Origin of the sequence: Salinispora tropica CNB-440, from assembly GCF_000016425.1 — a bacterium.
Classification (GTDB): Bacteria; Actinomycetota; Actinomycetes; order Mycobacteriales; family Micromonosporaceae; genus Micromonospora; species Micromonospora tropica.
Map to the genome: position 1 here is coordinate 2,888,086 of NC_009380.1, position 22,995 is coordinate 2,911,080.

At 70.9% G+C, this 22,995-nt stretch carries 26 protein-coding genes; 14 read left to right on the forward strand and 12 right to left on the reverse strand.

The genetic code is table 11. The features are described 5' to 3' along the window. Nucleotides 1-225: 225 nt before the first annotated feature. Nucleotides 226-1,722 carry a coiled-coil domain-containing protein gene (locus STROP_RS12915; RefSeq protein WP_012013792.1) on the forward strand — a complete coding sequence of 499 codons (1,497 nt, stop codon included), beginning with the start codon at nt 226-228 and terminating at the stop codon, nt 1,720-1,722. Between the two features lie 10 nt (nt 1,723-1,732). Here STROP_RS12915 and STROP_RS12920 read toward each other — a convergent pair whose 3' ends face one another. The 3 genes from STROP_RS12920 to STROP_RS12930 are packed head-to-tail and all read right to left on the reverse strand — an operon-like array spanning nt 1,733 to nt 4,313. Beyond that, the gene (locus STROP_RS12920) at nt 1,733-2,293 is read right to left on the reverse strand and encodes a GerMN domain-containing protein (RefSeq protein ID WP_012013793.1); all 561 of its coding nucleotides are present in this window, start codon (nt 2,291-2,293) and stop codon (nt 1,733-1,735) included. Continuing rightward, complete coding sequence (locus STROP_RS12925; protein ID WP_012013794.1) at nt 2,290-3,642, reverse strand: sensor histidine kinase; 1,353 nt, start codon at nt 3,640-3,642, stop codon at nt 2,290-2,292. The genes STROP_RS12920 and STROP_RS12925 overlap by 4 nt, the downstream gene beginning before the upstream one ends. Continuing rightward, nucleotides 3,639-4,313, reverse strand: a complete 675-nt coding sequence (locus STROP_RS12930) for a response regulator transcription factor (protein ID WP_026274859.1) — start codon at nt 4,311-4,313, stop codon at nt 3,639-3,641. The genes STROP_RS12925 and STROP_RS12930 overlap by 4 nt, the downstream gene beginning before the upstream one ends. Nucleotides 4,314-4,484: 171 nt before the next feature. On the opposite strand from STROP_RS12930, the gene STROP_RS12935 reads away from it, so the two are divergent. The 5 genes from STROP_RS12935 (at nt 4,485) to STROP_RS12955 (ending at nt 6,861) form a co-directional block, all read left to right on the forward strand. Further along, a complete protein-coding gene (locus tag STROP_RS12935) occupies nt 4,485-4,817 on the forward strand; it encodes a hypothetical protein (RefSeq protein WP_012013796.1) in 333 nt (110 codons plus the stop codon). Beyond that, nucleotides 4,814-5,344, forward strand: coding sequence for an STAS domain-containing protein (locus tag STROP_RS12940; RefSeq protein WP_012013797.1), 531 nt, complete (start codon nt 4,814-4,816; stop codon nt 5,342-5,344). Before STROP_RS12935 ends, STROP_RS12940 begins: the two co-directional genes overlap by 4 nt. 73 nt (nt 5,345-5,417) lie before the next feature. Beyond that, entirely contained in the window at nt 5,418-5,717 is a 300-nt protein-coding gene (locus STROP_RS12945; protein ID WP_012013798.1) for a BON domain-containing protein, read from the forward strand. Between the two features lie 251 nt (nt 5,718-5,968). Beyond that, complete coding sequence (locus STROP_RS12950; protein WP_012013799.1) at nt 5,969-6,409, forward strand: hypothetical protein; 441 nt, start codon at nt 5,969-5,971, stop codon at nt 6,407-6,409. Then, the gene (locus tag STROP_RS12955) at nt 6,406-6,861 is read left to right on the forward strand and encodes a hypothetical protein (protein ID WP_012013800.1); all 456 of its coding nucleotides are present in this window, start codon (nt 6,406-6,408) and stop codon (nt 6,859-6,861) included. Before STROP_RS12950 ends, STROP_RS12955 begins: the two co-directional genes overlap by 4 nt. A gap of 39 nt (nt 6,862-6,900) precedes the next feature. Here the strand turns inward: STROP_RS12955 and STROP_RS12960 are convergent, their stop codons facing one another. After that, nucleotides 6,901-8,427 carry a glycerol-3-phosphate dehydrogenase/oxidase gene (locus STROP_RS12960; protein ID WP_012013801.1) on the reverse strand — a complete coding sequence of 509 codons (1,527 nt, stop codon included), beginning with the start codon at nt 8,425-8,427 and terminating at the stop codon, nt 6,901-6,903. 49 nt (nt 8,428-8,476) lie between these two features. Here STROP_RS12960 and STROP_RS12965 point away from each other — a divergent pair, with 49 nt between their 5' ends. Continuing rightward, a complete protein-coding gene (locus STROP_RS12965) occupies nt 8,477-10,039 on the forward strand; it encodes an FAD-binding oxidoreductase (RefSeq protein WP_012013802.1) in 1,563 nt (520 codons plus the stop codon). A 37-nt stretch (nt 10,040-10,076) separates the two neighbouring features. Here the strand turns inward: STROP_RS12965 and STROP_RS12970 are convergent, their stop codons facing one another. After that, the gene (locus STROP_RS12970) at nt 10,077-10,382 is read right to left on the reverse strand and encodes a hypothetical protein (protein ID WP_012013803.1); all 306 of its coding nucleotides are present in this window, start codon (nt 10,380-10,382) and stop codon (nt 10,077-10,079) included. Then, nucleotides 10,379-10,588 (reverse strand): multiple cyclophane-containing RiPP AmcA, encoded by a 210-nt coding sequence (gene amcA, locus STROP_RS26185; protein ID WP_148217346.1) that lies wholly within the window; start codon nt 10,586-10,588, stop codon nt 10,379-10,381. Before amcA ends, STROP_RS12970 begins: the two co-directional genes overlap by 4 nt. 376 nt (nt 10,589-10,964) lie before the next feature. Here amcA and STROP_RS12975 point away from each other — a divergent pair, with 376 nt between their 5' ends. Both STROP_RS12975 and STROP_RS12980 read left to right on the forward strand, forming a co-directional pair. Further along, nucleotides 10,965-12,176 carry a hypothetical protein gene (locus tag STROP_RS12975; protein ID WP_043535371.1) on the forward strand — a complete coding sequence of 404 codons (1,212 nt, stop codon included), beginning with the start codon at nt 10,965-10,967 and terminating at the stop codon, nt 12,174-12,176. After that, the gene (locus tag STROP_RS12980; RefSeq protein WP_012013805.1) at nt 12,173-12,748 is read left to right on the forward strand and encodes a flavoprotein; all 576 of its coding nucleotides are present in this window, start codon (nt 12,173-12,175) and stop codon (nt 12,746-12,748) included. The genes STROP_RS12975 and STROP_RS12980 overlap by 4 nt, the downstream gene beginning before the upstream one ends. A 28-nt stretch (nt 12,749-12,776) precedes the next feature. On the opposite strand, the gene STROP_RS12985 is transcribed toward STROP_RS12980, so the two are convergent. The 6 genes from STROP_RS12985 to STROP_RS13010 form a co-directional block, all read right to left on the reverse strand. Continuing rightward, nucleotides 12,777-13,370 (reverse strand): TetR/AcrR family transcriptional regulator, encoded by a 594-nt coding sequence (locus STROP_RS12985; protein WP_012013806.1) that lies wholly within the window; start codon nt 13,368-13,370, stop codon nt 12,777-12,779. Nucleotides 13,371-13,395: 25 nt separating this feature from the next. Beyond that, the gene (locus tag STROP_RS12990; protein ID WP_012013807.1) at nt 13,396-14,286 is read right to left on the reverse strand and encodes a bile acid:sodium symporter family protein; all 891 of its coding nucleotides are present in this window, start codon (nt 14,284-14,286) and stop codon (nt 13,396-13,398) included. Nucleotides 14,287-14,362: 76 nt separating this feature from the next. Continuing rightward, complete coding sequence (locus STROP_RS12995) at nt 14,363-15,244, reverse strand: hypothetical protein (RefSeq protein WP_012013808.1); 882 nt, start codon at nt 15,242-15,244, stop codon at nt 14,363-14,365. Nucleotides 15,245-15,319: 75 nt separating this feature from the next. Beyond that, nucleotides 15,320-16,978, reverse strand: a complete 1,659-nt coding sequence (locus STROP_RS13000; RefSeq protein WP_012013809.1) for an ABC transporter permease — start codon at nt 16,976-16,978, stop codon at nt 15,320-15,322. Further along, the gene (locus STROP_RS13005; protein WP_012013810.1) at nt 16,978-17,886 is read right to left on the reverse strand and encodes an ABC transporter ATP-binding protein; all 909 of its coding nucleotides are present in this window, start codon (nt 17,884-17,886) and stop codon (nt 16,978-16,980) included. The genes STROP_RS13000 and STROP_RS13005 overlap by 1 nt, the downstream gene beginning before the upstream one ends. A 107-nt stretch (nt 17,887-17,993) precedes the next feature. After that, nucleotides 17,994-18,218 carry a hypothetical protein gene (locus STROP_RS13010; RefSeq protein ID WP_018829986.1) on the reverse strand — a complete coding sequence of 75 codons (225 nt, stop codon included), beginning with the start codon at nt 18,216-18,218 and terminating at the stop codon, nt 17,994-17,996. 89 nt (nt 18,219-18,307) lie between these two features. Here STROP_RS13010 and STROP_RS13015 point away from each other — a divergent pair, with 89 nt between their 5' ends. The 5 genes from STROP_RS13015 to STROP_RS13035 all read left to right on the forward strand — a co-directional run bounded on the left by STROP_RS13015 (nt 18,308) and on the right by STROP_RS13035 (nt 22,990). After that, nucleotides 18,308-19,555 (forward strand): MalY/PatB family protein, encoded by a 1,248-nt coding sequence (locus tag STROP_RS13015; RefSeq protein WP_012013811.1) that lies wholly within the window; start codon nt 18,308-18,310, stop codon nt 19,553-19,555. Between the two features lie 144 nt (nt 19,556-19,699). Continuing rightward, entirely contained in the window at nt 19,700-20,254 is a 555-nt protein-coding gene (locus STROP_RS13020) for a sigma-70 family RNA polymerase sigma factor (RefSeq protein ID WP_026274856.1), read from the forward strand. Nucleotides 20,255-20,310: 56 nt separating this feature from the next. Then, the gene (locus STROP_RS13025) at nt 20,311-21,081 is read left to right on the forward strand and encodes a zf-HC2 domain-containing protein (RefSeq protein ID WP_012013813.1); all 771 of its coding nucleotides are present in this window, start codon (nt 20,311-20,313) and stop codon (nt 21,079-21,081) included. Between the two features lie 98 nt (nt 21,082-21,179). Next, the gene (locus STROP_RS13030; protein WP_012013814.1) at nt 21,180-21,767 is read left to right on the forward strand and encodes a copper chaperone PCu(A)C; all 588 of its coding nucleotides are present in this window, start codon (nt 21,180-21,182) and stop codon (nt 21,765-21,767) included. Further along, complete coding sequence (locus STROP_RS13035) at nt 21,764-22,990, forward strand: Dyp-type peroxidase (RefSeq protein ID WP_012013815.1); 1,227 nt, start codon at nt 21,764-21,766, stop codon at nt 22,988-22,990. The genes STROP_RS13030 and STROP_RS13035 overlap by 4 nt, the downstream gene beginning before the upstream one ends. The last annotated feature ends 5 nt before the right edge of the window (nt 22,991-22,995 follow it).

The following is a 22,995-nucleotide window of genomic DNA, read 5'->3' on the forward strand; positions in this document are numbered from 1 at the left end:
CACACCGCACTCGACCCGGTTAGGTTAGCCTTACCTTGACCGCTGTCAAGCGGAGATCGACACAGTCGAACGGCTCGACCGGCCGACAGCTCGCCCCTCACCGCGCCCGAGGGCGGGGCAGGTCTTCAACCCACACCAGGACGGCGGTAGCGTGTCGCCACACCGTTGCCCGTGGGGTGGTCCCCGCCCCGGCGTGGCGCTCGCGATCGTACGGAGGATGCAGCCATGTCCCACGGCGACGAGTCGTTCACGGCCAGCGACTACCAGGTGTCGCGGCCGGCTTTCGACGTCACCATGCGCGGCTTCGACAAACGGCAGGTGGAACGGCACCTTGACCAGCTCGACGGCGAGCTGCTGCGGGCCGTGACCGACCGCAACCGGGCGCACGCCCGCGCCGAGGCACTGACGGCCCAGTTCGCCGGCCTGGAGGCGGAGGTCGCCGAGCTACGCGAGCGGCCGGCCCGGGTCGACCGCGCCGCGTTCCGCGATCTGGGACCGATGGTCGAAGAGATTCTGGTGCTGGCCGAACGACAGGCCGACATGATCGGCGACACGGCCGGACAGCGGGCGGCCGAGCTCACGGCGGAGGCGGAGCGGACGCTCGCCGACGCCCAGGAACACGCGGCCAGAACGATGCGCGACTTCGAAGAGGAGCTGGCCGCCCGCCGCACCGAACAGGAGCAGGCGGACGAGGAGCGGCGGGCCGCCGCCCAGGCCGAGTTGACCGAGATCCGCGCCGCCGCTGAACAGCTGCGGGAGGCGGGTGAGGCCGCCCACGAGCGAGCCCGGCAGGAGGCAATCCAGGTCGACGAGCAGAGCGCCCAGCGGATCGAGCAGGCCCGGGCCGAGGCCGAGGCGTTCCTCAGCTCCGCCCGCACCCAGATCCAGCAGGAGGTGCAGGCCGCCCGGACCCGAACCCAGGAGGAGCTGGCGCGCTGGCAGTCTACTGTGGAACGGGAGCTGACCGACAAACGCACCGCCGCCGAGCAGGAGCTGACCGAGCAGCGAGCCACGGCGGAGCGGGAACTCGCGACCCAACGCACCGCCGCCGAGCAGGAGATCGCCGCGCTCATCGCCGAGGCTCAGGAGTACGCCGCAAAGGTGCGCCAACGCATTGACGAGCAGGCCGCCAGCCACCAGCAGCAGCTCGCTGCGGTGCAGCAGGACATCCGAGACCGCCGGGAGGGACTCGGCCGGCTCCAGTCCGAGCTGGAGGCCGGCCAACAGCAGCTCGCTCAGGTCCGCCAAGACGGCAACGCCATCGATCAGGAGCTGAACAAGCAGCAGCAGCGACTCGGCACCACCCGCCGGGAACTCGCCGAGGAACTCCACCGGCTGGAGGAGGCGCGGCGCGCGGCCGACTACGCCGACCAACACGCCAAGGAGGTCAGGTCGCGGGTCAAGCGCGAGGCGAAGCGGGTGGCCGATCTGGCCGCGGCGGCGGTCATGGCAGCCGCGACAGGCGGTGCCGCGACCGCCGAGTACCCGCAGGTAGTCGCCCGCACCGTCCCCGCCGGCGGTGACGCACCAGCACCAGAACCAGCACCCGGCCAGTCGAACGCCTCGGCCGGCGGCCAGCCGCCGGAGTTGCCGGACGAGGGCGCCAGCGGCGTCTCCGGCGACGACGGACACAGCGGCGAGACATCGGAGCTGCCCGGTGCCGCACCGGTGCACTCCGACGAGTCGACCCATCCCGGCGAGACGGTTCCGGTCGCCAGCTGAGCACCACCGCTCAGTCGGAGCCGGACAGCTCGACGTAGTCGGCGGCGGTGAACGGCCCCTGCGACAGCGAGCCGTCAGCCCGGGGGACCCCCAACGGCTCACCGTCGCGCAGGAACGACACCGCGTCGACCTCCGGGCGGGCGGTGAGGGTGCAGACGATCTGACCAAAGGCGAAGACCTCGTCGCTACGGCCGGCACCGTCCACCACCGGCGGCACGTCCACCTCGGCCCGCGCCCCGGTAAGGCGTACGCCAGCCACGGTGACCGCGCCGGGTAGCGCGGTGGCCAGGCCCTCGGCCCGCTCGGCCTCGTTCGGACCGGCCAGCAGGTGCGCCAGGTGCTGGGTAACCGTCGGCGACATGTCGAGACGGCGGTAGACCAGGATGAGGCGGTCATCACGCACAAAGTAGAGCGCTTCGGTGAATCGCCCGGCCGGATCGGAGATCGCCGTGCCCGGGGTCGGGAACGGCCCGGGCGGCGCCTCTACCGCCCGCGGCTGGTCGTCGGTGGGTACACCACAACCCGCCAGCAGCAGCACGAGCAGCATGGCCACGGCCCGCAGGGCGTTCACTCCAGGCTCCCGGGCAGCTCCACCCGAAACCGCGCGCCGCCCCCGGGGCGGTCGGCGACCGTCGCGTGCCCGCCATGAGCGGTGGCGTGCTGCGCGACGATCGCCAAGCCGAGCCCGGTGCCATCGGTACCCGCGCGGGCCCGGGCGGCGTGGCTGCGAACAAAGCGGTCGAAGATGACGGCTCGATCGGCCACCGGTACGCCCGGACCGGCGTCGTCCACCTCGACGAGGCCGGTGGCACCGACGGCCGACAGCCGGATCGCAACCGGGCCCCCGCCGTAGCGGACCGCATTCTCGAGCAGGTTGACCAGCAGTTGCTCGGTGCGCCGCCGGTCCACCCGCCACTCCGTCGGCGTACCGGGGTCGAGTCGCACCAGGCTTTCCGGCAGTCCCCGGCTCTGGCACACCTCACCGGCGAGCGCGGCGATGTCCACCGACTCCCGCTGGGCAGGCTGATCGGTACGGGCCAGCTCCAAGAGATCGTTGACCAGTTGCTGGAAACGGCCGATCTCGTCGGCCACCAGCCCCGCCGCGGTTGCGGTCCGTTCGTCGTGGTGCTCCCGCCGGCTGGTCAGCACACTCGTGGCGGCGTAGAGGGTCTGCAACGGCGAGCGCAGCTCGTGGCTCACGTCGGCGGCGAAACGCCGGTCCCGCTCGATCCGTCTGGCCAGCTGGTCCACCATGTCGTTGAAGGAGGTCGACAGACGGGTCAGATCTGGGTCCGTGGCCGGTGCCAGCCGGGTCGTGAAGTCGCCGGCGGCGATCCGCTCGGCGGCGTCCGCGACGGCGGTCAGCGGGCGCAGACTGTGCCGGGTCGCGTACCAGCCGAAGGTGGCCCCGGAGCCGGCCACCATGATCGCCACGGCGGTCAACGCCAGCGCGAGAACCTGGAAGGTCTCCTCCAACTCACGCAGGGAGGTCAGCTCGTAGTAGCTGGCGCCGTCGGGCAGTGGCACCCCGACGAGCAGCGTCAACTGCCCAGCCAGCTGGACCCGCTGCACTCCGGCCTGTCCGGCCCGGACCCAGTCGTGCAGTGCCGCCGGTACGCTCGTCGCCGCCGTCTCGGCGGTACGCCCGTACCAGGAGCCGTCGAGGTATAGCAGGGGTCGCCGGGAGCTGCCGGTGTCCAGCGAACGAAGCACTTCGACGACGTCGGGTTCGTCCGTGTTCAGCCCGGCGCTCACGACCGCCGCGTCGAAGTAGGCGGCCCGCACGGCCGTGCGTTCCCGCTCGTCGAGCAGGCTGCGCCGAGTCAGGTCATAGGAGATCAACGCCATCGACGAGGCCAGCAACGCGGCGCCGACGGCGAATCCGGCCGTCACTCGCGCGCGGAGCCCGAGCCGTATCATCGCTGCAGCTTGTAGCCGAGGCCACGGAGCGTGACCAGGTGTCGCGGATTGGCCGGTTCCGCCTCGATCTTCTGGCGCAGGCGCCCGACGTGTACGTCCACCAGGCGCTCGTCGCCGCTGTCGTATCCCCATACCCGCTGCAGCAGCTGCTGCCGGGACAGCACCCGGCCGGCGTGCTCGGCCAACTCGCAGAGGAGCCGGAACTCGGTGCGGGTCAACGCCACGGGCTGTCCGGCACGACGCACCTCCCCCGCATCGGGGCTAATCTCCAGGTCCCCGATGACCTGCACAGCGACCGGGGTAGCCACGGCCCGCGCCCGACGTCGCAGAGCCCGCAGCCGGGCGGACAGCTCCTTGATGGCGACCGGTTTGACCACATAGTCGTCGGCTCCGGCCTCCAACGCGGCGACGATGTCGTGGGTGTCGTCCCGGGCGCTGACAACCACGATCGGGACATCGTCGTCACGGCGCAGCTGGCGAATACCCTCAAATCCATCGATACCAGGCAGCATTAGGTCGAACAACACGTTGTCGGCCGGATCGGACCGCTGCATGCGCAGCCCCTCCTCGGCGGTCGCCGCTCCCCGCGCGATGTAACCCTCCTCTTCGAGCGCGAGCAGCAGCGCCAACCGGATCCGGTCGTCGTCCTCGATCACCAGTACCGCGGTCATTACGGCATCATCCCCGGCGTCCCGGCGATCGCCCACTCCGGGGCAGCCGCCGATTTGTCATGTGACTGTCATCCAACCGCACCGGCCGCTACACGACCTGCTTAGAGGGTGAGAGGCGTGTCGGGCCGCTCGTCGCGCCAACCTGGCCCCGTTCGCTGAGAGGAGGCAGCAGTGACCGGCAACGCCCTCATCCACGCTCTCGTCGTCGGCGTCTCCGTCGGCATACTCGGGCGGTTCGTCCTCCCGGGCCGGGACGCCCCGGTGTGGCTGGCAATCGCCGTGGGTCTCGGCGCCGCCCTGCTCGGCACCATCACCGCCCGGGTCGCTGGCATCGATGTCGCCGCTCCCTCCGCCCTGCGGCTGGCCGTGCAGGCCGGCTTCGCGGGCGCCGCGGTTACCCTCGCGGTCGTAACGGCGAGGCGTACACCGGGGCGGTCCATCCGCCGGTGGCATGCCGCCGCCGACCCCTCGGCGCCAGCAGACCAGGAAGGGAACCGACCATGACCGTCGTGCCAGACGACAACATGATGACCCTGATCTGCGATGGCTGCGGGGAGACCGCCGCCAGCACGGCGGTTGTCCTACCCGACGACGAAGTGGTCTGGACACTCGTGTCCGAGCACGGCTGGAGCGGATCTCCGTTTGCCACCGGTCCACACCGGTGCGCCGGGTGCACCCCATCCCCGCCCGGCCGAGCCACCCCCGCTCAGCCACTCGGGGTTCCCGACCACAGCGAGGTCGTCGAGGCCACCGCGGCGACGCCGGACCCGCTGCGTACGGCGTTGGACGAGGCCATCGAGCACGAGGGACGCGTGGTCGTTGACCTCTCCGCCGTTGAGCAGATCGACTCCGTCGGCCTCGGCTTGCTCGTCCGGGCGCGGCAGGAGGCTCGCCAGCGCGGCGCGGAGCTGTGCCTCCACGCGCCCTCCCGGTTCGTGTTGACCGTGCTGCACACGATGCGCCTGGACGCCGCGTTCCCCGTCGTCACCGACCATCCAGACGCGACGAACCAACCCAAGGTGCTGGTGTGAGCAGCGGACCGGCGCGTCGCGACCGGTGAACGGCCGCACCCCGCTGCCAGCTCCGACGATGAGGAACTGCCATATGGTCATGCCCTGGCCCCAACCCGAGGACGACCCCTTCCACCCTGCCTGGGACCCGCCGGCACACCACGACGAGGACGCCCGGCTCGCCGCGATAGCCGCCCAACGGCTCAGCACCGACTGGACGACGCGCCGCCAGCAGATCGTGGTGACGGTGCAGAACCGGGTGGTCATCCTGGCCGGCACCATCGCCGATCTCGAAACGCGGCAGGTCGCGGGCGAACTAGCGTGGGATATCCCGGGCGTGGCTGACGTGTGTAACACGCTGCGGGTGGCGCAGCGTGGACGCCGGCATCGCTGACCGCGATCGGCGGTAGCGACAACTCGTGTCGACGCCAGCGCCGGCCCGTTCCACCCTGGGCCGACATCGCCACGGCAGCCTCACTGACCTGCGATTTTGTCGGATCTCAGCATTTTTTGGTGACCGCTCCCCCGGGTGATATGACTGATCTATCGGCAATCAATGATGCTCGTCGTCATCCCCTCCTCGCGCAGCGCCGGTCCGAGCGTGTCCCGAGACCGGCTCGGCGAGTGAGCACCTGAGGAGCTGCGGTGCGGAAAAGGCTGATCTGGCGAAATCGACGGCCCTTCCAGAACGCCGTCGTCCTCACCTCGCCCATGTGCGGCACGATGATGCTCGTCCTGGGGGCGCCACCGACAATGGGGGTCGCCATGCCCGAGCCGATTCGCATCGGCTGGCAGTTGGGACTGGTCCTCGCCGGCCTGATCGGCATCGCCGGGCTGCTGTGGCCAGGCCGGTACGCCACCGGGCTCGGGCTGGAGCTGGCGTCCATGCTGATGCTCGGTGCCATCAGCAGCATGTACGCGATCACCCTTGGGGTAGGCGGCGGCCTGGCCGCCGTCACCTCAGTCTCCTTCGTCACCGCGGTGGCCTTCGGTTCGTGGTGGCGCGGAGGGGAGCTTTTACACGATCTACATCGGCTGGTCGAGCCGCAACGTCCGGCCCCGGAACTGGCTGGTGAGTTCCCATGACAGCCCCACCCCCACCCCCACCCCCACCTCCGACCGACGCAGCCGCCGCTCCACAGTGGCTCCAGGTCGTGTTGTCGGTGCTCGGCGTCCTTGGTGGCGCCGGCGGGCTCGCGACGATTGCCGCCGTGGTGGTGAAGCGGGGAAAGTTCCGCGCCGAGGCGGCCGATGTGCTCACTGACACCGCCCTGACCCTGGTGCAGCCGATGCGGACCCGGGTGGCCGAGTTGGAGGCCGAGGCGCAGACCATCCGGGAGCAGCTACGCGCCTCGAACGAGCGAAGCCGTCGGCTCCAGGCCAGGATCACCCAGCTTCGCACCACTCTGGACCGCTGGTATGCAATGATCGTCACGCCGGATGCTTCCCTGGAGTCGATCCGGTACACGGTCCGCGAGGATCGCCGGCAGCTCCGAACATCGGGGGAGGTCCAGACCGAGCCGACCGGTGACAGGTAGGCGTCCAGACCCGGCGACCGGCCGACAATGCGACACCGATCACCGTCGCGCGGCGAGCTCAAGGACCTCACCCGCCACCGGCAGCGCCGCGTCCCGGTGGGCGGGAACAAGCCCGAGGCGGGTTCGGCGGTCAAGCAGGTCATCAACCGTACGGGCGAGTTCGTGCCGGGCGGCCCAGAGTAACTCGGCGCCGGTGACCGGGATCTCTGCACTGATCGGCCGGTGGAGATGCGCTGGCGCCTCGGCCAGGACGTTGACCGCCTCGACACCGTAGCGGGCGATCAGACGCCGGGGCGCCGGGACCCGCGCCAGGCGCGCGGGGCTCGCGGCACCCGGGAGCGGGAGGCGGCGGGTACGGCAGGCGCCGGCGGTCAGGTCCCGACGACGCACCGCCGTGTCCACCGCGTCTTCGGCCATCCGCCGGTAGGTGGTGAGCTTTCCGCCGACGACGCTGATGATCCCGTCCGGGTCGTCGATAACGGCATGCTGTCGGGAGAGGTCAGCGGTACGGTCAGTGGCGTCGGCGAGCAGCGGCCGGAGCCCGGCGTAGGCACTCAGGACGTCGCTGCGTCGTAACGGCCGGTCGAGGACACTGTTGAGCACGTCGAGCAGGAACGCGATGTCGGCCTCGGTGGGCTCCGGCACATCCGGAATGGGTCCGACCAACGGCTCGTCGGTCAGCCCGACGTAGGCCAGGCCGTCGGTCTGGGGCAGTGCGAGGACATAGCGGGCGAACTCGCCGGGGACCGGGATGGTCAGACCGGCCCAGAGCCCACCCAGCAATGCGGCGGGCAGCACGAGGTGGGTGCCGCGGGAGGGCCGCAGGCGCACGTGTCGGGTCAGGCTGCTCGCCCAGACGCCGGTGGCGTTGATCACGGCGCGGGCGGCGATGTGCAGTGTCTCCCCGGTGCGGGTGTCCTCAACGGTGGCGCCGTCCCCGTGCAACTCGACCACCCGGGCGCGGGGCAGGATGCGGGCGGAGCGCGCCGCCGCCGCGCGGGACAGACCGACCACGAGCCGGGCGTCGTCGCAGAGCTGGCCGTCCCAGGACAGGTGGGCGCCGTGGAGGCCGACCCGGCGCAACGCCGGTGCCATCGCGCCCGCCTCTGCCGGGCCGAGCCGTCGGGTACCAGGCAGGGTCCGGCGGGTGGTTCCCGCGCAGACGCGCAGCAGGTCGCCGGCGCGGAGCCCGACCGCCGCGGCACGGTCCTGCCACCCGGCGGTGTCTTCGGTCATGGGCAGCAACATCGGCAGTGCCCGGATCAGGTGCGGGGCGGTGCGGGTCATCAGGACGTGGCGTTCGACCGCGCTTTCGTAGGCGATGCCGACCTGACCGTGGGCGAGGTAGCGCAGTCCACCATGGACCAGCTTGGAACTCCAGCGGGAGGTGCCGTGGGCAAGGTCGTGGGCTTCGACGGCGGCCACGGAGAGGCCGCGGCTGGCGGCGTCGAGTGCCACGCCGGCGCCGGTGACGCCGAGCCCGACGACGAGGAGGTCAACGGCGACGCCACCGGCCAGCTCGGCGAGTTCCCGATCCCGACGCGGCCCGGTCAGCGTAGCGTCCATGCGCACACCCCCTTGCCGAATAGTGACACTGGATGTCACTGTGTCACACATGAATGGAGAAGGGGAAGACGCCGACCGATGGAACCGCTGGGGGTCGGCCTCGGAAGCACAACCCCTACCGGACTCCGCGTCGGAGCTACTGGCGCAGCTGCTGGAGCTGACACCGACACCCCCGGCCGTGCCGCTGCCCGAGGTCGCCATGCCCGTTGCCGAACCCGACGGGGCGGTTCTGACCGCGCTCCGGGCGGCCGTCGGCACCGACCACGTGCTGACCTCCCCGGCGATCCGGGCCCGCCACGCGACCGGTCTGTCCACACCCGACCTACTACGACGGCGCCGAGGCGTGCTCCACCGAGCCCCGCAGGCGGTGGTCCGCCCTGCCGATCACGCCGAGGTCCTCGCCGTCCTCGACATCTGCTCCCAGCACCGGGTGCCCGTGGCCCCCTTTGGGGGTGGCACCTCGGTCGTCGGCGGGGTGACACCCACCGCGACCGCACACCTCACCATTGACCTGGGCCGGCTGGACAGGATCCTCGCCGTTGACGCCGTCTCCCGAACCGCGACTCTCCAGGCGGGACTACCCACCCCCCGCGCCGCGGAGTTGCTCGCCGAGCACGGATTCACCCTCGGCCACGTCCCCCAGTCCTACGAATACGCCACCATCGGTGGCTTCGCCGCCACCCGCTCCTGTGGGCAGGCGTCAACCGGGTATGGTCGCTTCGACGAGCTGGTGACCGAGCTGACCGTCGCCACCCCCCGCGGCACCATCCGAGTGGGACGCGCCCCCGCCTCCGCCGCCGGCCCCGACCTGCGACAGCTCTTCCTGGGAAGTGAAGGGACGTTGGGCGTCATCACCGACGTGACCGTACGGGTGCGACCGATCCCGGCGCAGACACACTACGAGGGCTGGCGGTTCGAATCCTTCGCCGCCGGGCTGCACGCCGTACGGAGACTGGCGCAGGAGGGGCCGCGGGCCACGGTACTGCGGCTCTCCGACGAGGTCGAGACCCTGATCGGGGCGACGGGTTGGGGTCAGTCCGACGGGGGCTGTCTCCTGGTCGTCGGGTACGAGGGTGAGCAGGTCCACGCCACCGCCGAGACGGCCGCCGCGGTTCTGGCGGCGCAGGACGGCCAACCGCTGGGCGCCGAACCGGGGCGGCAGTGGCAGCGACACCGCTTCGACGCTCCATACCTGCGCGACGCGCTGCTGGACGCGGGGGCGTTCGCGGAGACCCTGGAGACCGCGGCGTACTGGTCCCGGCTGCCCGAGGTGCACGAGCGGGTCCGGGCGGCGATCCTCGGCGCGCTGCCGGAGGGCACACTGGTGCTGGCGCACGTCTCCCACGTCTACGAAACCGGCGCATCGCTGTACTTCACCGTGATCTGCTCTCCCGGCTCCGATCCGATCGACCGGTGGCGCACCGCGAAGGCGGCCGCCAGCGACGCGATCGCCCGCGCCGGGGGCACCATCACCCACCATCACGGAGTCGGCACCGATCACCGCGACTGGTACGCGACCGAGATCGGGGAGCTCGCCGTTGACCTGCTCCGCACGGTCAAGCGGCAGTTGGATCCGGCCGGCATCCTCAACCCCGGCATCCTGGTGCCATAGCCGGTCCCCGGCGCGGTGCTGGACCACACCGAGCCGGCTAGGCGCGGGGTGGGCACGCCACCCGGGCAGGCCAGCCGAGGAACCGGTCGAACAGTTCGGCGGCGCTGCCCGTGACGCTCGGGTTAAGCCGGTGCAGGTCGTCGATCGCGTCGTGCAGGCAGCTAGCCAGGTAGAGGAACAGACTCACCGGCACTTCTCGATACTCAGCCAGGAGCGCAAGCTTCGCCGCGCCGCAGGGCCACGGCTGCCCGCATCGGCGGCACAGCCAGAGCGGACGCAGCGGCAGGTGCTCCGACGGCATCTTCGGGCCGACCGCAACAGGAGGCACGCCATGCCTGCTCATCGACGCTCGCTGTCCCGCGCCTGACGCTCAAACACGATCCGCCATACGTGCGTCAGCAGTGGCGGATCAGCTGAGAACGGCCGCGTCGATGCCGGAGTCGGCGCTATGCGGTCTGCTGTCAGCTGGCCGGTCGCAGCGTACCGAGACACATACGTCGTCATCGCCGACATCCGGACGACGCGGGTGCGCGGTGGGCTTGCCGGCATGCTGGCAAGCCCACCGCCGTCGGCCGGCGGCTGGGAGCAGACCGCCGGTCACCCACCCACGCAGCCCTGCTGGCGGTACGCAAATGGGGAATCACCTGTGCGGTCGACGGAGTGCCCGGCACAAGCCCTGGCCGGTGGTTTGGGTCGCATTCCGACCATGTCACCGATCGACACGTCCATCTGGATCTCCCTGCCGTTAGGTTGCCGCTGGCCCACCGGCGCGCCGCTTGGATCGGTTGCGTCGGCACAACCAGGCTGGCCCAGTCGGTGCACGGCCGGAATGTCGCGGCGATGCACCCGCAGTGCACATACCGTCACCCCATGTGTGGCTAGCATCACCTCCACCGATGAACTGTCCGTTCCGGAAGGACGTGCGATGACGACGCTGGCGACCTGGACCGGTCGGGACGCCAACGCGCTGCGACATGCGCTACGGATGAGCATGACCGGGTTCGCCGAGCACCTCGGCGCAGCGCGGCGGACCGTGGCCAAGTGGAGCAGCCAGGGTGACAAGGTGCTTCCCCGCGCCGACATGCAGGCCGCGTTGGACACCGTGCTGTCCCGAGCCGCACCTGAGGCACGGGCACGCTTCGAGGTCCTGCGTACGGTGGGCACCAGCGGTACAGCTGCGGGTGCCGCACGGCCGGATGCCGGCGGGCATGCGGATACTGGCGATGACGCAGACCGCGACTCGGATTCGGGGGGTGACATGCGACGGAGAGCCCTCCTACGCGGGGTCGACTATCAGGCCTGCCGGTACGGGCGGGTACTCAACCGACTCGCGACGCTGTTGCCCTGCCTCGAAGCGGTGCGGTCGGGCACGACGGGTGAACAACGGCAACGGGTCGAGGTCCTGGCCGCTGACCTGTACCACGTCGTCGGCAGTGCCCTGCTGAAAGTGGGCGACCGTGGGCCGGCCCTGGTAGCAGCCGAACGGAGCACCCACGCCGCTGCCCTGAGCCAGGACCCGGTGGCGATTGCCGCGAGCGCCCGGATCATGACCCATGCGCTGATGAGCAACGGCCACGACGACCAGGCAGTCACCCTCGCCGCGAAAGCGGCCGACTCACTCGACCGAGGCACCCGCCTCGCGTCGACCGACGCGGTGGCCGTCTACGGCGCCCTCGTCCTTCGAGGAGCCATCGCCGCCGCCCGCCGAGACGACCGGGACACCGCCTACGCGATGCTCGACGGAGCAACCCGCGCCGCGACCTGCCTCGGCTACGACGGCAACGATCGGTGGACCGGCTTCGGCGCCGTCAACGTCCTGCTGCACCAGGTCAACATCGCGCTGGCCCTCGGCGATGCCGGCACCGCCATCGCGGTCGCCCGCACCGTTGCGCTGGACAAGGTGACGCTGGTAGAACGCCGGGCATCTCTGTACGTGGACGTGGCACGCGCCTACACCCAGTGGGGCCGCTACGAACACGGCCTCGGCGCGCTGCGCATCGCGTACGAGGTGGCACCCGAGGAGATCCGCTGCCGACCGGCGGTCCAGGGCATCGCCAGTGACCTCGCCATTCTCGCCACCGGCTCGATCCGCACCGCCGCTGTCGACTTCGCCCAAAGCGCCGGGATCGCGCTGTGACCGGCGGTCACCTCCAGATCGTCATCTGCGGCGCCGGCCCCGCCACCAACGCAGCCCAACTGGTCAAGGCCGCACAGCACCGATCCTGGACAGCGACGGTCACCGCCACCCCGAGCGCGATGAACTTCATCGAACCGCAGCCACTGGAAAGCCTCACCGGCCAGCCGGTCCGGTCGACCTACCAATCGTCACCCGGCACCCGCCGGTCGCTTCCCGCCACCGACGCCCTGGTCATCGCCCCGGCGACCTACAACTCGATCAACAAGATCGCCCTCGGTCTCGCGGACAACTACGCCATGACCTCCGTCGCCGAGCTGATCGGCAGGCAGGTACCGACCGTCATCGTCCCGTTCGTCAACGCCGCCCTCGCCGCGCGGACGCCGTTCCAGCACGCCGTGGCCAGCCTCCGCGACGAGGGGGTACACGTCCTACTCGGCCCCGACGACCAATGGGAACCACACCTGCCCGGCAACGGCAACGAGCGACAGAAAGCCTTCCCCTGGACAACAGCGTTCACGACAGCGGTCCGGCTCGCCCACGAACCTCGACGGCCTGCTACCGGCCACCTTTGACCATGCAGGAGATTAGCTGGGATGAGTTCTAGTCCGGCCGCAGGTAGCCGTCCACCAACCGGGCCAGTTCTCGGTCCAGGCTGGCGGCGGGAAGACCATCAGCGACGGTCCGGGCGGAGAGCACGAAGGACTGCGTGGTCAGCAGGACAACCCGGGCCATGGTCTCGGCCTCGCCGGACCGGACCGAGCCGTCGGCCCGGCCGTGGGCGACGGCGTCCACCAGGAACCGCAGCATCTCCTCCTGGCCCGCGCCACGCCGGTCGAGGAGGTACGGAATCAGCACCTCCGGGTCAACGTCGCGGATTTTGCACAGCAACGGGTGTTCCCGCAACACCCGCGCGCCCGCCACCACCCGCTCAACCAGGCGGGACCGGGCGTGCCCGGTGCCCTCGTCGGTCGCCGCGGCCAGCAGCACCTGCTGCCACTCCCGGGTCATCAGATCGCCGATTAGCGACTGCACGTCCGGCCAGCGCCGGTAGACGGTCATCCGAGAAACCCCGGCACGACGCGCCACGTCGGTCACGGTCGTACGACGTACGCCATAGGCGAGGACGCAGTCACGGGCGGCGTCCAGAACCGCATCCTCGATGCCACGCTCGCCGGTCCGGCTCCACTCCACCACGCCGACTGTCTACCATCCCCCGCTGCTACGGATTCTGGCCAACCGGCTCCTCCGGCTGGGATCCGTTGCGGGTCACCAGCAAGCCGAAGGCTGCGGCGGTGAAGAACATGACGATGCCGTAGACCGCGGCGGGGATGGCCATCCGGGTGTTGTCGAGCAACGCCGGGCTGAGCGCAACGGTGATCGCCAGGGTGCTGTTGTGGATACCGATCTCGAATCCGGAGGCGGTCGCGGCACCCCGATCAACCCCGGCCAGCCGGGGCACGCCGTATCCGACCGCGAGGCTGAGCACGTTGAACGCCAACACCACCAAGCCGACCGCGACGAAGTAGTCGGCGAGGTTCTCCCGTTCGTTCAGCACCGCGCCGACGACCACCGCGACGAGCACCACGACCGATAGGACCCGGACCGGCCGGTCCAGGCGTACGGCGGCGTGGGGCGCCCGGGCCCGGATCAGCATGCCGATCGCGACCGGGATGAGCACGATGGCGAAGACCTGCAGCACCTTGTCGAACTGCAGGCCGAGGCTCCTCCCGTCGGGGAGAAGGTATGCCGCCGAGAGGTTGACCACGATCGGCAGGGTGACCACGGCCAGCACCGAGTTGATGGCGGTCAGGGTGATGTTGAGGGCGACGTGTCCGCCGAACAGATGGCTGAAAAGGTTGGCGGTGGTGCCCCCGGGGGACGCGGCCAGCAACATCATCCCGAGGGCAAGTTCCGGGGCCAGGTCGAAGGCGAGCACCAGTCCGAAGCAGAGCGCCGGCAGCACCAGCACCTGGCACACCAGGGCGATGAGGGCGGCTTTCGGGTATCGCGCCACCCGACGAAAGTCCGCCACGGTCAGCCCGAGGCCCAGGCCGAGCATGATGATGCCGAGCGCGACGGGCAATCCGATCAGGGTCAATGCCGAGTCCATAACAGGACACGATCAACCTTCACGTTCGCCGCACGCAATCCCCCGTGTGGCTCGCACTGCCCGGCCCGGGCCAGTGTCAGCCGTTGGCCACGAGATCCCCGCAGCTCGTCTCCTCTGGCAGCAACGGTCGCAGCTGCACCGTCCAGCTCTTGCCGTCCGAGGTCCACGGTGCCGCCGCGGTGATCTCCGCCGCGTCCGCAAGCAGCGTCCGCAGCGCATCTCCGGTGACGGTCACACAGCCCGGCCCGTTGCCGGTGCCGAGGGGCTCGCCGGGCAGCGTTGGCCCGGGCCAGGCCACCTCGGGCTGACCTAGGCCCTCCTCGTCGGTGTACGGTTCCGCGATGCCCGCGAGCGTGGTGGGCACGTAGGGTTGCGCGCTGTCACCCTTGGTCGGCGCCAGCGGACCCGAATCGCCGGTGAGCGACGTGACAAACGCCCGCAGCTGCGTCCGAGCCGCCCGCTGGTCGGCGGTGAGGCCGGGTGCGTCGTCGCCCGCCTCGGTGAGGGCCGGGACGTCGATCTGCTCGGTGCCGTTCGGGCCGCGAACCGTGAATCGGGTTGTCGGCGCGTCGGCGAGCGCCGGAGTGCCGAAGTCCACGGCGCCGTCCACGCCGGCGGCCCGCGCCGACTCCAGCAACGTCGACACGTCCTCGGGGGCGATCGGGTGGACCTGGAGGTTGGGCAGCGCGGGCCCGGGATAGATCAGGATCGTGGGGCCCTGGCTGATCACCCGTCCGTCACCGTAGACGCTGATGGACGGGATGCGACCGGCCAGCGCCGACGGCATCCCGAACCCGCCGACGGAGGTCATCTGGAACACCACCGCGTCGGCGGGGTGGGACGCCGCCGGCTGACCGGGACCGTCGGCGTTGGCCACCTCGTCCTGCGGGCCGCAGGCGGTGACGAGCAGGAGCAGCGACACGGCGGACGCCGTCCAGCGGAGTCGACTATTGGTCATGTCAGATCAGACGTGGCCGGATCCCGGTAGGTTCCCGTGGGGCGGCGACCCCTCGCCGCCCCACGGGCCACCCGGTCAGGTTCGACCGACCACGTCCCGCCGGAACGCCAGGCGAGCCACCTGGGCGGTCACCACGGCAAGCACGGTCAGCACCATGACCGCGACCACACTGACCTCCTCCAACGGATGTTCGCCCACGTGCGCAAAGGGTGACAGCCGTACGGCGCCGGCGGGAATCTCGAGGATCGGGGCGAAGTACCCGACGACCAGCCCGTAGCCGAGCACCACCCAGATCAGCGGCAGGGCCCGGGGCACCACCGCGTAGAGCACCGCGGCGGCGGCGAGGAGGAGCCAGACCGCCGGAGTGTGCGCCACGTGGCCGAGCAACAGGCCACCGAAGGACCCGGCGTCGCCGGTGCTCACCGCCGCCCCGACGCCCATTCCGGCGCCGGCGACCAGCAACAGCCACGGGACGCCGACCGCCGTCACCGCGAGGTGGCTGCCGATCCAGGCCGAACGGCTGACGGCCGTCGCGAGGACCGACTCGGCCCGTCCCTCGCTCTCCTCGGCCCGCAGTGTCTGCATGGCGAGCACCGTGTATACCCCGACGGCGAGGGCCATGGTCAGGCCCATGGTGCCGAGGTAGCCGTCCAACAGGTTCTCCGCACCGCCCATGATGGCGACCATGTCCTCGGGCGCGTCGGTGAACCCGTCGAGCAGTGGCTGGGTGAACGAGCCGTAGGCGAGGCCGGCGGCGAGCAGTCCCACACTCCACCCGATCAGGCTCGCCCGGTGCAGCCGGAACGCGAGCGCGAGCGGCCCGTCCAGCCAGGCTGCCGCCCGAGCCGGCCCAGGGCGGGGCGGCACGAGCCCGGCACCGAAGTCCCGGCGGGCGGACAGCGCGTAACCGCCGACGGCGGCGGTCACCGCGAAGGCCAGCGAGATCGCCAGTGGCCACCAGCGGTCATACACGTACGGCGCGGTCTGCTGGGACCAGCCGATTGGTGACAACCAGGACAGCCAGGCCCCGCCGCTGCCCTGCGCCGCCGCCATGTCACCCAGCCCGCGCAGCACGAACGCGGCTCCGAGCAGGGCGCCGGCCGCGCCGGAGGCGGCCCGGGGATACTCCGACAGCTGGACGGTGACGGCCGCGACTCCGGCGAACACCAGCGCCACGGCACCGACCGAAGCACCGAACAGCAACGACCCACCAAGGTCGTAGCCCCGGCTGGCCATCAGGCCACCGATCAGGATGGCGACGACCGCGGCCATCGTGGCGGCCAGCACCAGCGCGGCGGTGAGCTGGGCGTGCCGGCCGACCACGTTGGCGCGGATCAGCTCGGCCCGACCGGAGCGCTCCTCCGCGCGGGTGTGCCGCACGACTGTCAGCAGCCCCATCAGGCCTGCACCGATGGCCACGTAGAGGCCGTACTGCCCAGCGAGGAAGCGCTCGATGGTCAGGGCGTCGAAGCCGAACCCCGGTCCGCCGAAGAGCGCACCGGCCGGACTGCCAGAGAAGGCGGTCAGCCCCTCCAGGTCCTCGGGACTCTCGACGAAGGTCTCCAGCGCGGTGGCGAAGTACCCCATCAGCAGCGCCAGGCCGAGGGTCCACGCCGGGAGGCGGATCCGGTCGCGGCGCAGCATGAACCGCAGCAGGGTGCCGGTCCCGGTGACCGTGCCGCCGACCCGACCAGGCGCCGCGACCACCGGACGGTCCAGCGTCACGGTGGCCATCACGCCACCACCCCGTGCCGGGCCGGCTCATCGCCGTAGTGCCGCAGCAGCAGCTGTTCCAGAGTGGGTGGCCGGACGGTCAGCCCGCGCACACCGAGGTCGCCCAGCCGCCGGATGACGGCGGCGAGGTGATCGCCGTCGACCTCGAAGCGGACGTGACCGTCGGTGTCGTGCAGCTCGTATACGCCGGCCAGGGTGGCGAGCGAGGCGGCCGGTTGGTCGACGATCGCGTCTACGGACGTCCGGGTCAGGTGACGCAGGTCGGTCAGGGAGCCGGTCTCGACGATCCGCCCCTGCCGGATGATCGAGATCTGGTCGGCCAGCACCTCGACCTGGGCAAGGATGTGGCTGGAGAGCAGAACGGTCCGGCCGGCCGCGCGGGCCTCCCGGATGCACTCCTGAAACACCGCCTCCATCAGCGGGTCCAGCCCAGCGGTCGGCTCGTCGAGCAGCAGCAGGTCCACGTCGCTGGCCAGCGCCGCGATCAGGGCGACCTTCTGCCGGTTGCCCTTCGAGTAGGTCCGCCCCTTCTTGCGGGGGTCGAGGTCGAAGCGTTGGCACAGCTCGTCGCGGCGAACCGGGTCGGTCCCGCCGCGCAGGCGGGCGAAGAGGTCGATCGCTTCGCCGCCGGTCAGGTTGGGCCACAGTTCCACGTCGCCGGGGACGTAGGCGAGCCGGCGGTGCAGTCGCACCGCGTCGCCCCACGGATCACCACCGAGCAGCCGAACCCGGCCGCGGTCGGCACGGAGCAGCCCCAGCAGGATTCGGATGGTGGTGGACTTGCCGGCGCCGTTGGGGCCGAGGAAGCCGTGCACGGTGCCGGTCTCGACCTGCAGGTCGAGACCGTCCAGTGCCCTGATGCGGCCGAAGCGCTTATCGATGCGCTGAATGTCGATTGCCGTAGTCATGGTCGTAGACCTCGTTAAGGAAGACCCGGGCAGGATGAAGCCCCGGGGGTGGTCCGAGTCGGTCACGGCGGAGCCCACGAAGAATCGGTGAGTCGCCGCGGAGAAATTCACGCCGGGGGCGTGATAGCTAACGCACAGGTGCCTACTGCGCCGCTCGCCGCGGGCGGATCCGGGACGTACATCAGATAGTCGTCGAGCATCGCGCGATCGACGTGCAGCCCATGGGTGAACCGCCCGTAAACCGGCGACGCGATCCCCGCGGCATCCCGGCAGAAACCCGTGGTGACGAAGCCGTCAGCCCGAGTCTCGAAAACGCCGTCACTTGATGCCACTCCGCTACATTAAACAGTCGTTCAACGTTGGGCAAGTCCGCATACCGGGCCCAGAGTCCGCCCGCCGCCGAACGCCCTAGGGTGGGCGGATGTCCCGCTCCGCGCCCACCGACGATCACCCCGTCGCCGCACCGAACCCGCTCACCCAGCTCACGCTGGATCAGCTCCGGCGACGTACCAGTGTGAAGTGGGGCAGATACGCCCCGGACGTGCTTCCGCTCTGGGTGGCGGAGATGGATGTCCCACTCGCCCCCGCGGTCGCCGACGCGCTGCACCGCACCATCGCGCTCGGCGACACCGGCTACGCCCACCCAACGGGGTACGCGGAGGCGTTCGGCGCGTTCGCCGCCGAACGCTGGGGCTGGACCGACTTCTCCCCCGGACGAACCGCGGTGGTACCCGACGTGATGCAGGGCATCGTCGAGGTGCTCCGGCTCGTGACCGACCCCGGCGACGCCGTTGTCGTCTGCTCCCCCGTCTACCCGCCCTTCTACGCGTTCACCCGCCACGCCGGACGGCAGGTGATCGAGGCCCCACTCGGCGCCGACCTACGGATCGATCCCGCCGCCCTCGACGAGGCCTTCCGGCGCGCCCGCGCCCGAAGCAAGCGACCGGCCTTCCTGCTGTGCAACCCGCACAACCCCACCGGAGTGGTACACCGCCGCGCGGAGCTCGAGGCCGTCGCCGAGCTGGCCAGCCGGTACGGCGTGCGGGTGATCTCCGACGAGATCCACGCGCCGCTGGCGCTGCCGGGGGCAGACGTCACCCCGTACCTGACCGTCACCGGCACCCAGGACGCCTTCGCGATGACCTCCGGCTCCAAGGCATGGAACCTCGCCGGTTTGAAGGCGGCACTCGCGGTCGCGGGGTCGCTCGCCGCGGCCGACCTGGCCCGGATGCCGGAGGAGGTCAGCCACGGACCGAGCCACCTGGGTGTGGTCGCGCAGACAGCCGCCCTCCGTGCGGGTGGGGAGTGGCTCGACCACCTTCTCGACGGACTACACGCCAACCGCACCCGACTGGAGGCGCTACTGGCCGAGCACCTGCCCACGGTCGGCTACCACCGCCCCGAGGGCACCTACCTGGCCTGGCTGGACTGCCGGCGAATCGGCCCGCGTCCCGAACCATCCGACGGTGCGCCCAGCGAGGTCAGCGCCGGGCCGGCCCAGCTGTTCCTGGAACGTGCACGGGTGGCCCTCAGCTCCGGGCACGCCTTCGGCACCGGTGGAGCGGGTTGGGTCCGGCTGAACTTCGCCACCTCCCCGACGATTCTCACCGACGCCGTCGCCCGCATGGGTCGGGCCGCCCGGGAGGCACGAACCACCACCCCGGATTGATCCGGAACAATCGGCGGCCTCGAACGGCAAGAGGCCGGCATCCCGGGAGTGCCGTACGCTACCGTTCAGCACGATGCTCAGCCGTCCCGTACGGGCATTTTGTGCCCGTCGTTCGCTCCGAACGGCGACCCGGAGGTACCCACCGTGACCGACGACACCGATGTCACCTCGTGGGCTCTCGACGCGGGACGCGGTGATCAGGCGGCTGCCGCCGCCTTCATCCGGGCGACCCAGCAGCAGGTTCGGCGCTTCCTGGCCGCCCTGATCTCCCCGGCCGAGGCGGATGACCTGACGCAGGAGACCTACCTGCGCGCGCTGCGGTCGCTGCCCTCGTTCGCCGGCCGCTCCTCAGCCCGTACCTGGTTGTTCAGCATCGCCCGGCGGGTCGCGGTGGACCACGTACGGGCCGCCACGTCCCGTCCGCGGACGGTCCCGATGACCGACTCCCACGATGTCGCCGACGAGAGCGGCTTCGACCGGCAGGTCGCCCTGGAACAGATCATCGCGGCGCTGCCGACCGACCGCCGGGAGGCGTTCGTCGTCACCCAGGTTCTCGGCCTCTCCTACGCCGAGGCCGCACAGGTGTGCGGCTGCCCGGTCGGGACGATCCGATCACGGGTGTCCCGGGCTCGGGAAGATCTGGTTGTCGCGCTTCAGGCCCGCTCCGGCGGGTCGGCCCGCGACACCGCAGCCGGCTGAGGACCCTTCCCGCCCCGCGTGGGAACCAGCGCCGGCACCGATCCGACTACCGGTACATGGGGTGTGAGCAGTGGCGCGAGGTGTTGTCGGCGCAGTTGGACGGGGAAGAGACCCCGGCCGAGCGGGCGGCGGCCGACTCCCACCTGGCCAGTTGCGGTGCGTGCCGGACGTGGTTTGACCAGGCGGCGGCGATCACCCGCCGGGCGCGGCTGTCGGTCAGCGTGATCGGCCCCGACCTCACCGATGCGATCCTGGCCGCGCACCCCGCAACGGCACCGACGGGGGCGACGATGCGGCGGCCGTGGCGACAACGGCTGGCACTCGCCCTGCGCGCAGTGCTCGGGCTGACCGGAGCGTTGCAGGTCATGCTGGGCCTGACCCAGGTCGGTCAGGCGGCGGCGGGCCCACACATCCACGCCGGCGGCCCACTGGCCTCGGGCCACCTGTGGCACGAGGCAGCGGCGTGGAACATCGCCGTCGGTGCCGGGTTCCTGTTCGTCGCCGCCCGCCGCACCCCACCGACCGGGCTGCTACCCATGTTGAGCGCCTTCGTCGGCACGCTGGTGCTCCTGTCGGTCAACGATGTGATGACCGGGCGGGTGGAGACCGCCCGGCTGGTCAGTCACGGGTTCCTCTTCGTTGGCTACGCGATCGTCGTGGTCATGTCCCGGCCGGGCCTACACCCGGACGGCCCACCCGCCGACCTGCGCACTGATCGGCCCCGCTGGCGCATCCCGGCCGAGGATGAGCCGCCACCACCGAGTCTGCGGCTCGCGCCCCCACCGCTTCCGGGTTCGGCGCGCCATCAAGACAGCGCTGCGGCCTGAGCATCCGGATCCCGGTGATGTTGCTAATCGAATCACCGGGAACTTTCCCGCCATGTCGATCCGACCAACAGTCAACACCGAACTTCAGAGAGGTCTCCATGCCAAGCAACGTCACCGGTCGGCACCTACGCCCGGCCGCCCTGGTCGCCGCCGCCCTGCTGACCGCCGCCATGGCCGGTTGCGGCTCGTCCGGCGACTCGTCGGCGACCAACCCGAACCCATCGACGACGGCCGTTCCGTCGGCGGATGCCCCCGCCGGGGTGATCGGTATCAACGACCCGTGGGTGAAGGCCGCCGACAAGGGGATGACCGCGGCGTTCGCGACCCTCGTCAACGAGAGCGACGCCGATGTGACCTTGACCGGCGTCAGCACCGAGGTGTCGCCGATGGAGCTGCATGAGATGGCCATGAAAGACGGCGAGATGGTCATGCAGGCCAAGCAGGGCGGCATTGTGATCAAGGCGAAGAGCAGCTACGTGCTCGAGCCCGGCGGCGACCACCTCATGCTGCTGGATCTCCAGCAGCCGGTGCAGGCCGGGGATGAGCTGACCTTCACCCTCGCCTTCGCCGACGGGCGCACCCAGTCGTTCACAGCGGTGGCGAAGCCATTCACCGGCGCGGAGGAGAGTTACAACCCCGAGCACAGTATGCCGGAAATGTCCATTAGCCCCAGCGCAGCGTCGTGACTGGGAGCAGCCCCCGCGCGGTGAGCCGACGCGGTCTACTCACCGGCGGTGCCCTGGCTGCCGGTGGCGCGCTCGGCGCCGCCGTGGCGGTCACCGCCGCCGGCTCCGACGATCCCGCGACCCGCCCCGCCGCGACGACGCCGGTGGCGGAGATCGGGCTCGCCGTCGAACCGTTCCACGGGACTCGCCAGGCCGGGGTCGCCACCGAACCGCAGGCACACGCGGCGTTCGTCGCGCTCGTCCTCCGGCCGGAGACGGACCGGAAGGCGCTGGGACGGATGCTACGACTGCTCTCCGACGACGCCGCCCGCCTCACCCAGGGCCGTCCCGCCCTGGCCGACACCGAGCCGGAGCTCGGGCTCCTGCCAGCCCGGCTGACCGTGACCTTCGGTTTCGGTCCCGGTTTCTACCGGGCGGCCAACCTCGACGAGCGGCGGCCACCGTCGGTGGCCGCCCTCCCGGCGTTCGGCATCGACCGGCTCTCCCCCCGCTGGTCCGGCGGAGACCTGCTGCTACAGATCTGCGCCGACGATCCGCTGACCGTCACGCATGCCCAGCGGGTGCTGGTGAAGGACAGCCGCCCCTTCGCCACCGTCGCCTGGGTGCAGCAGGGCTTCCGGCGCGCGGCCGGGGCCGAGCCGGGGCGCACCCAGCGCAACCTGTTCGGCCAACTCGACGGCACCGCCAACCCGAAGCCGGGCGCTCCCCTGGAGACCGCGGTATGGGTGCCAGACGGGCCGACCTGGCTGCGCGACAGCACCACTCTGGTCGTCCGACGAATCAGCATGAACCTGGAGACGTGGGATCTCCTCGGCCGCACCGACCGGGAGTTGTCCGTCGGCCGCCGGCTCGACACCGGCGCGCCGCTGACCGGCACGGACGAACACGACGAGCCCGACTTCACCGCCCTCGGGTCGGGCGGGCTCACCGTCATCCCGGACTTCTCCCACCTGACCCGCTCCCATGTTGCCGAGGACCGGCTCCGGATTCTGCGCCGCCCCTACAATTACGATGGCGTACCCAGCGCCGACGGCACTGCGGACAGCGGCCTGATCTTCGCCTCCTACCAGGCCGACATCACCCGTCAGTTCCTACCCATCCAACGACGGCTGGCCGAACGGGACCTACTCAACGAGTGGACCACCCCCATCGGCTCTGCCGTCTTCGCGATCCCACCCGGCTGCTCCGAAGGCGGCTGGATCGGCCAGCAACTGCTCGGCTGACCTCG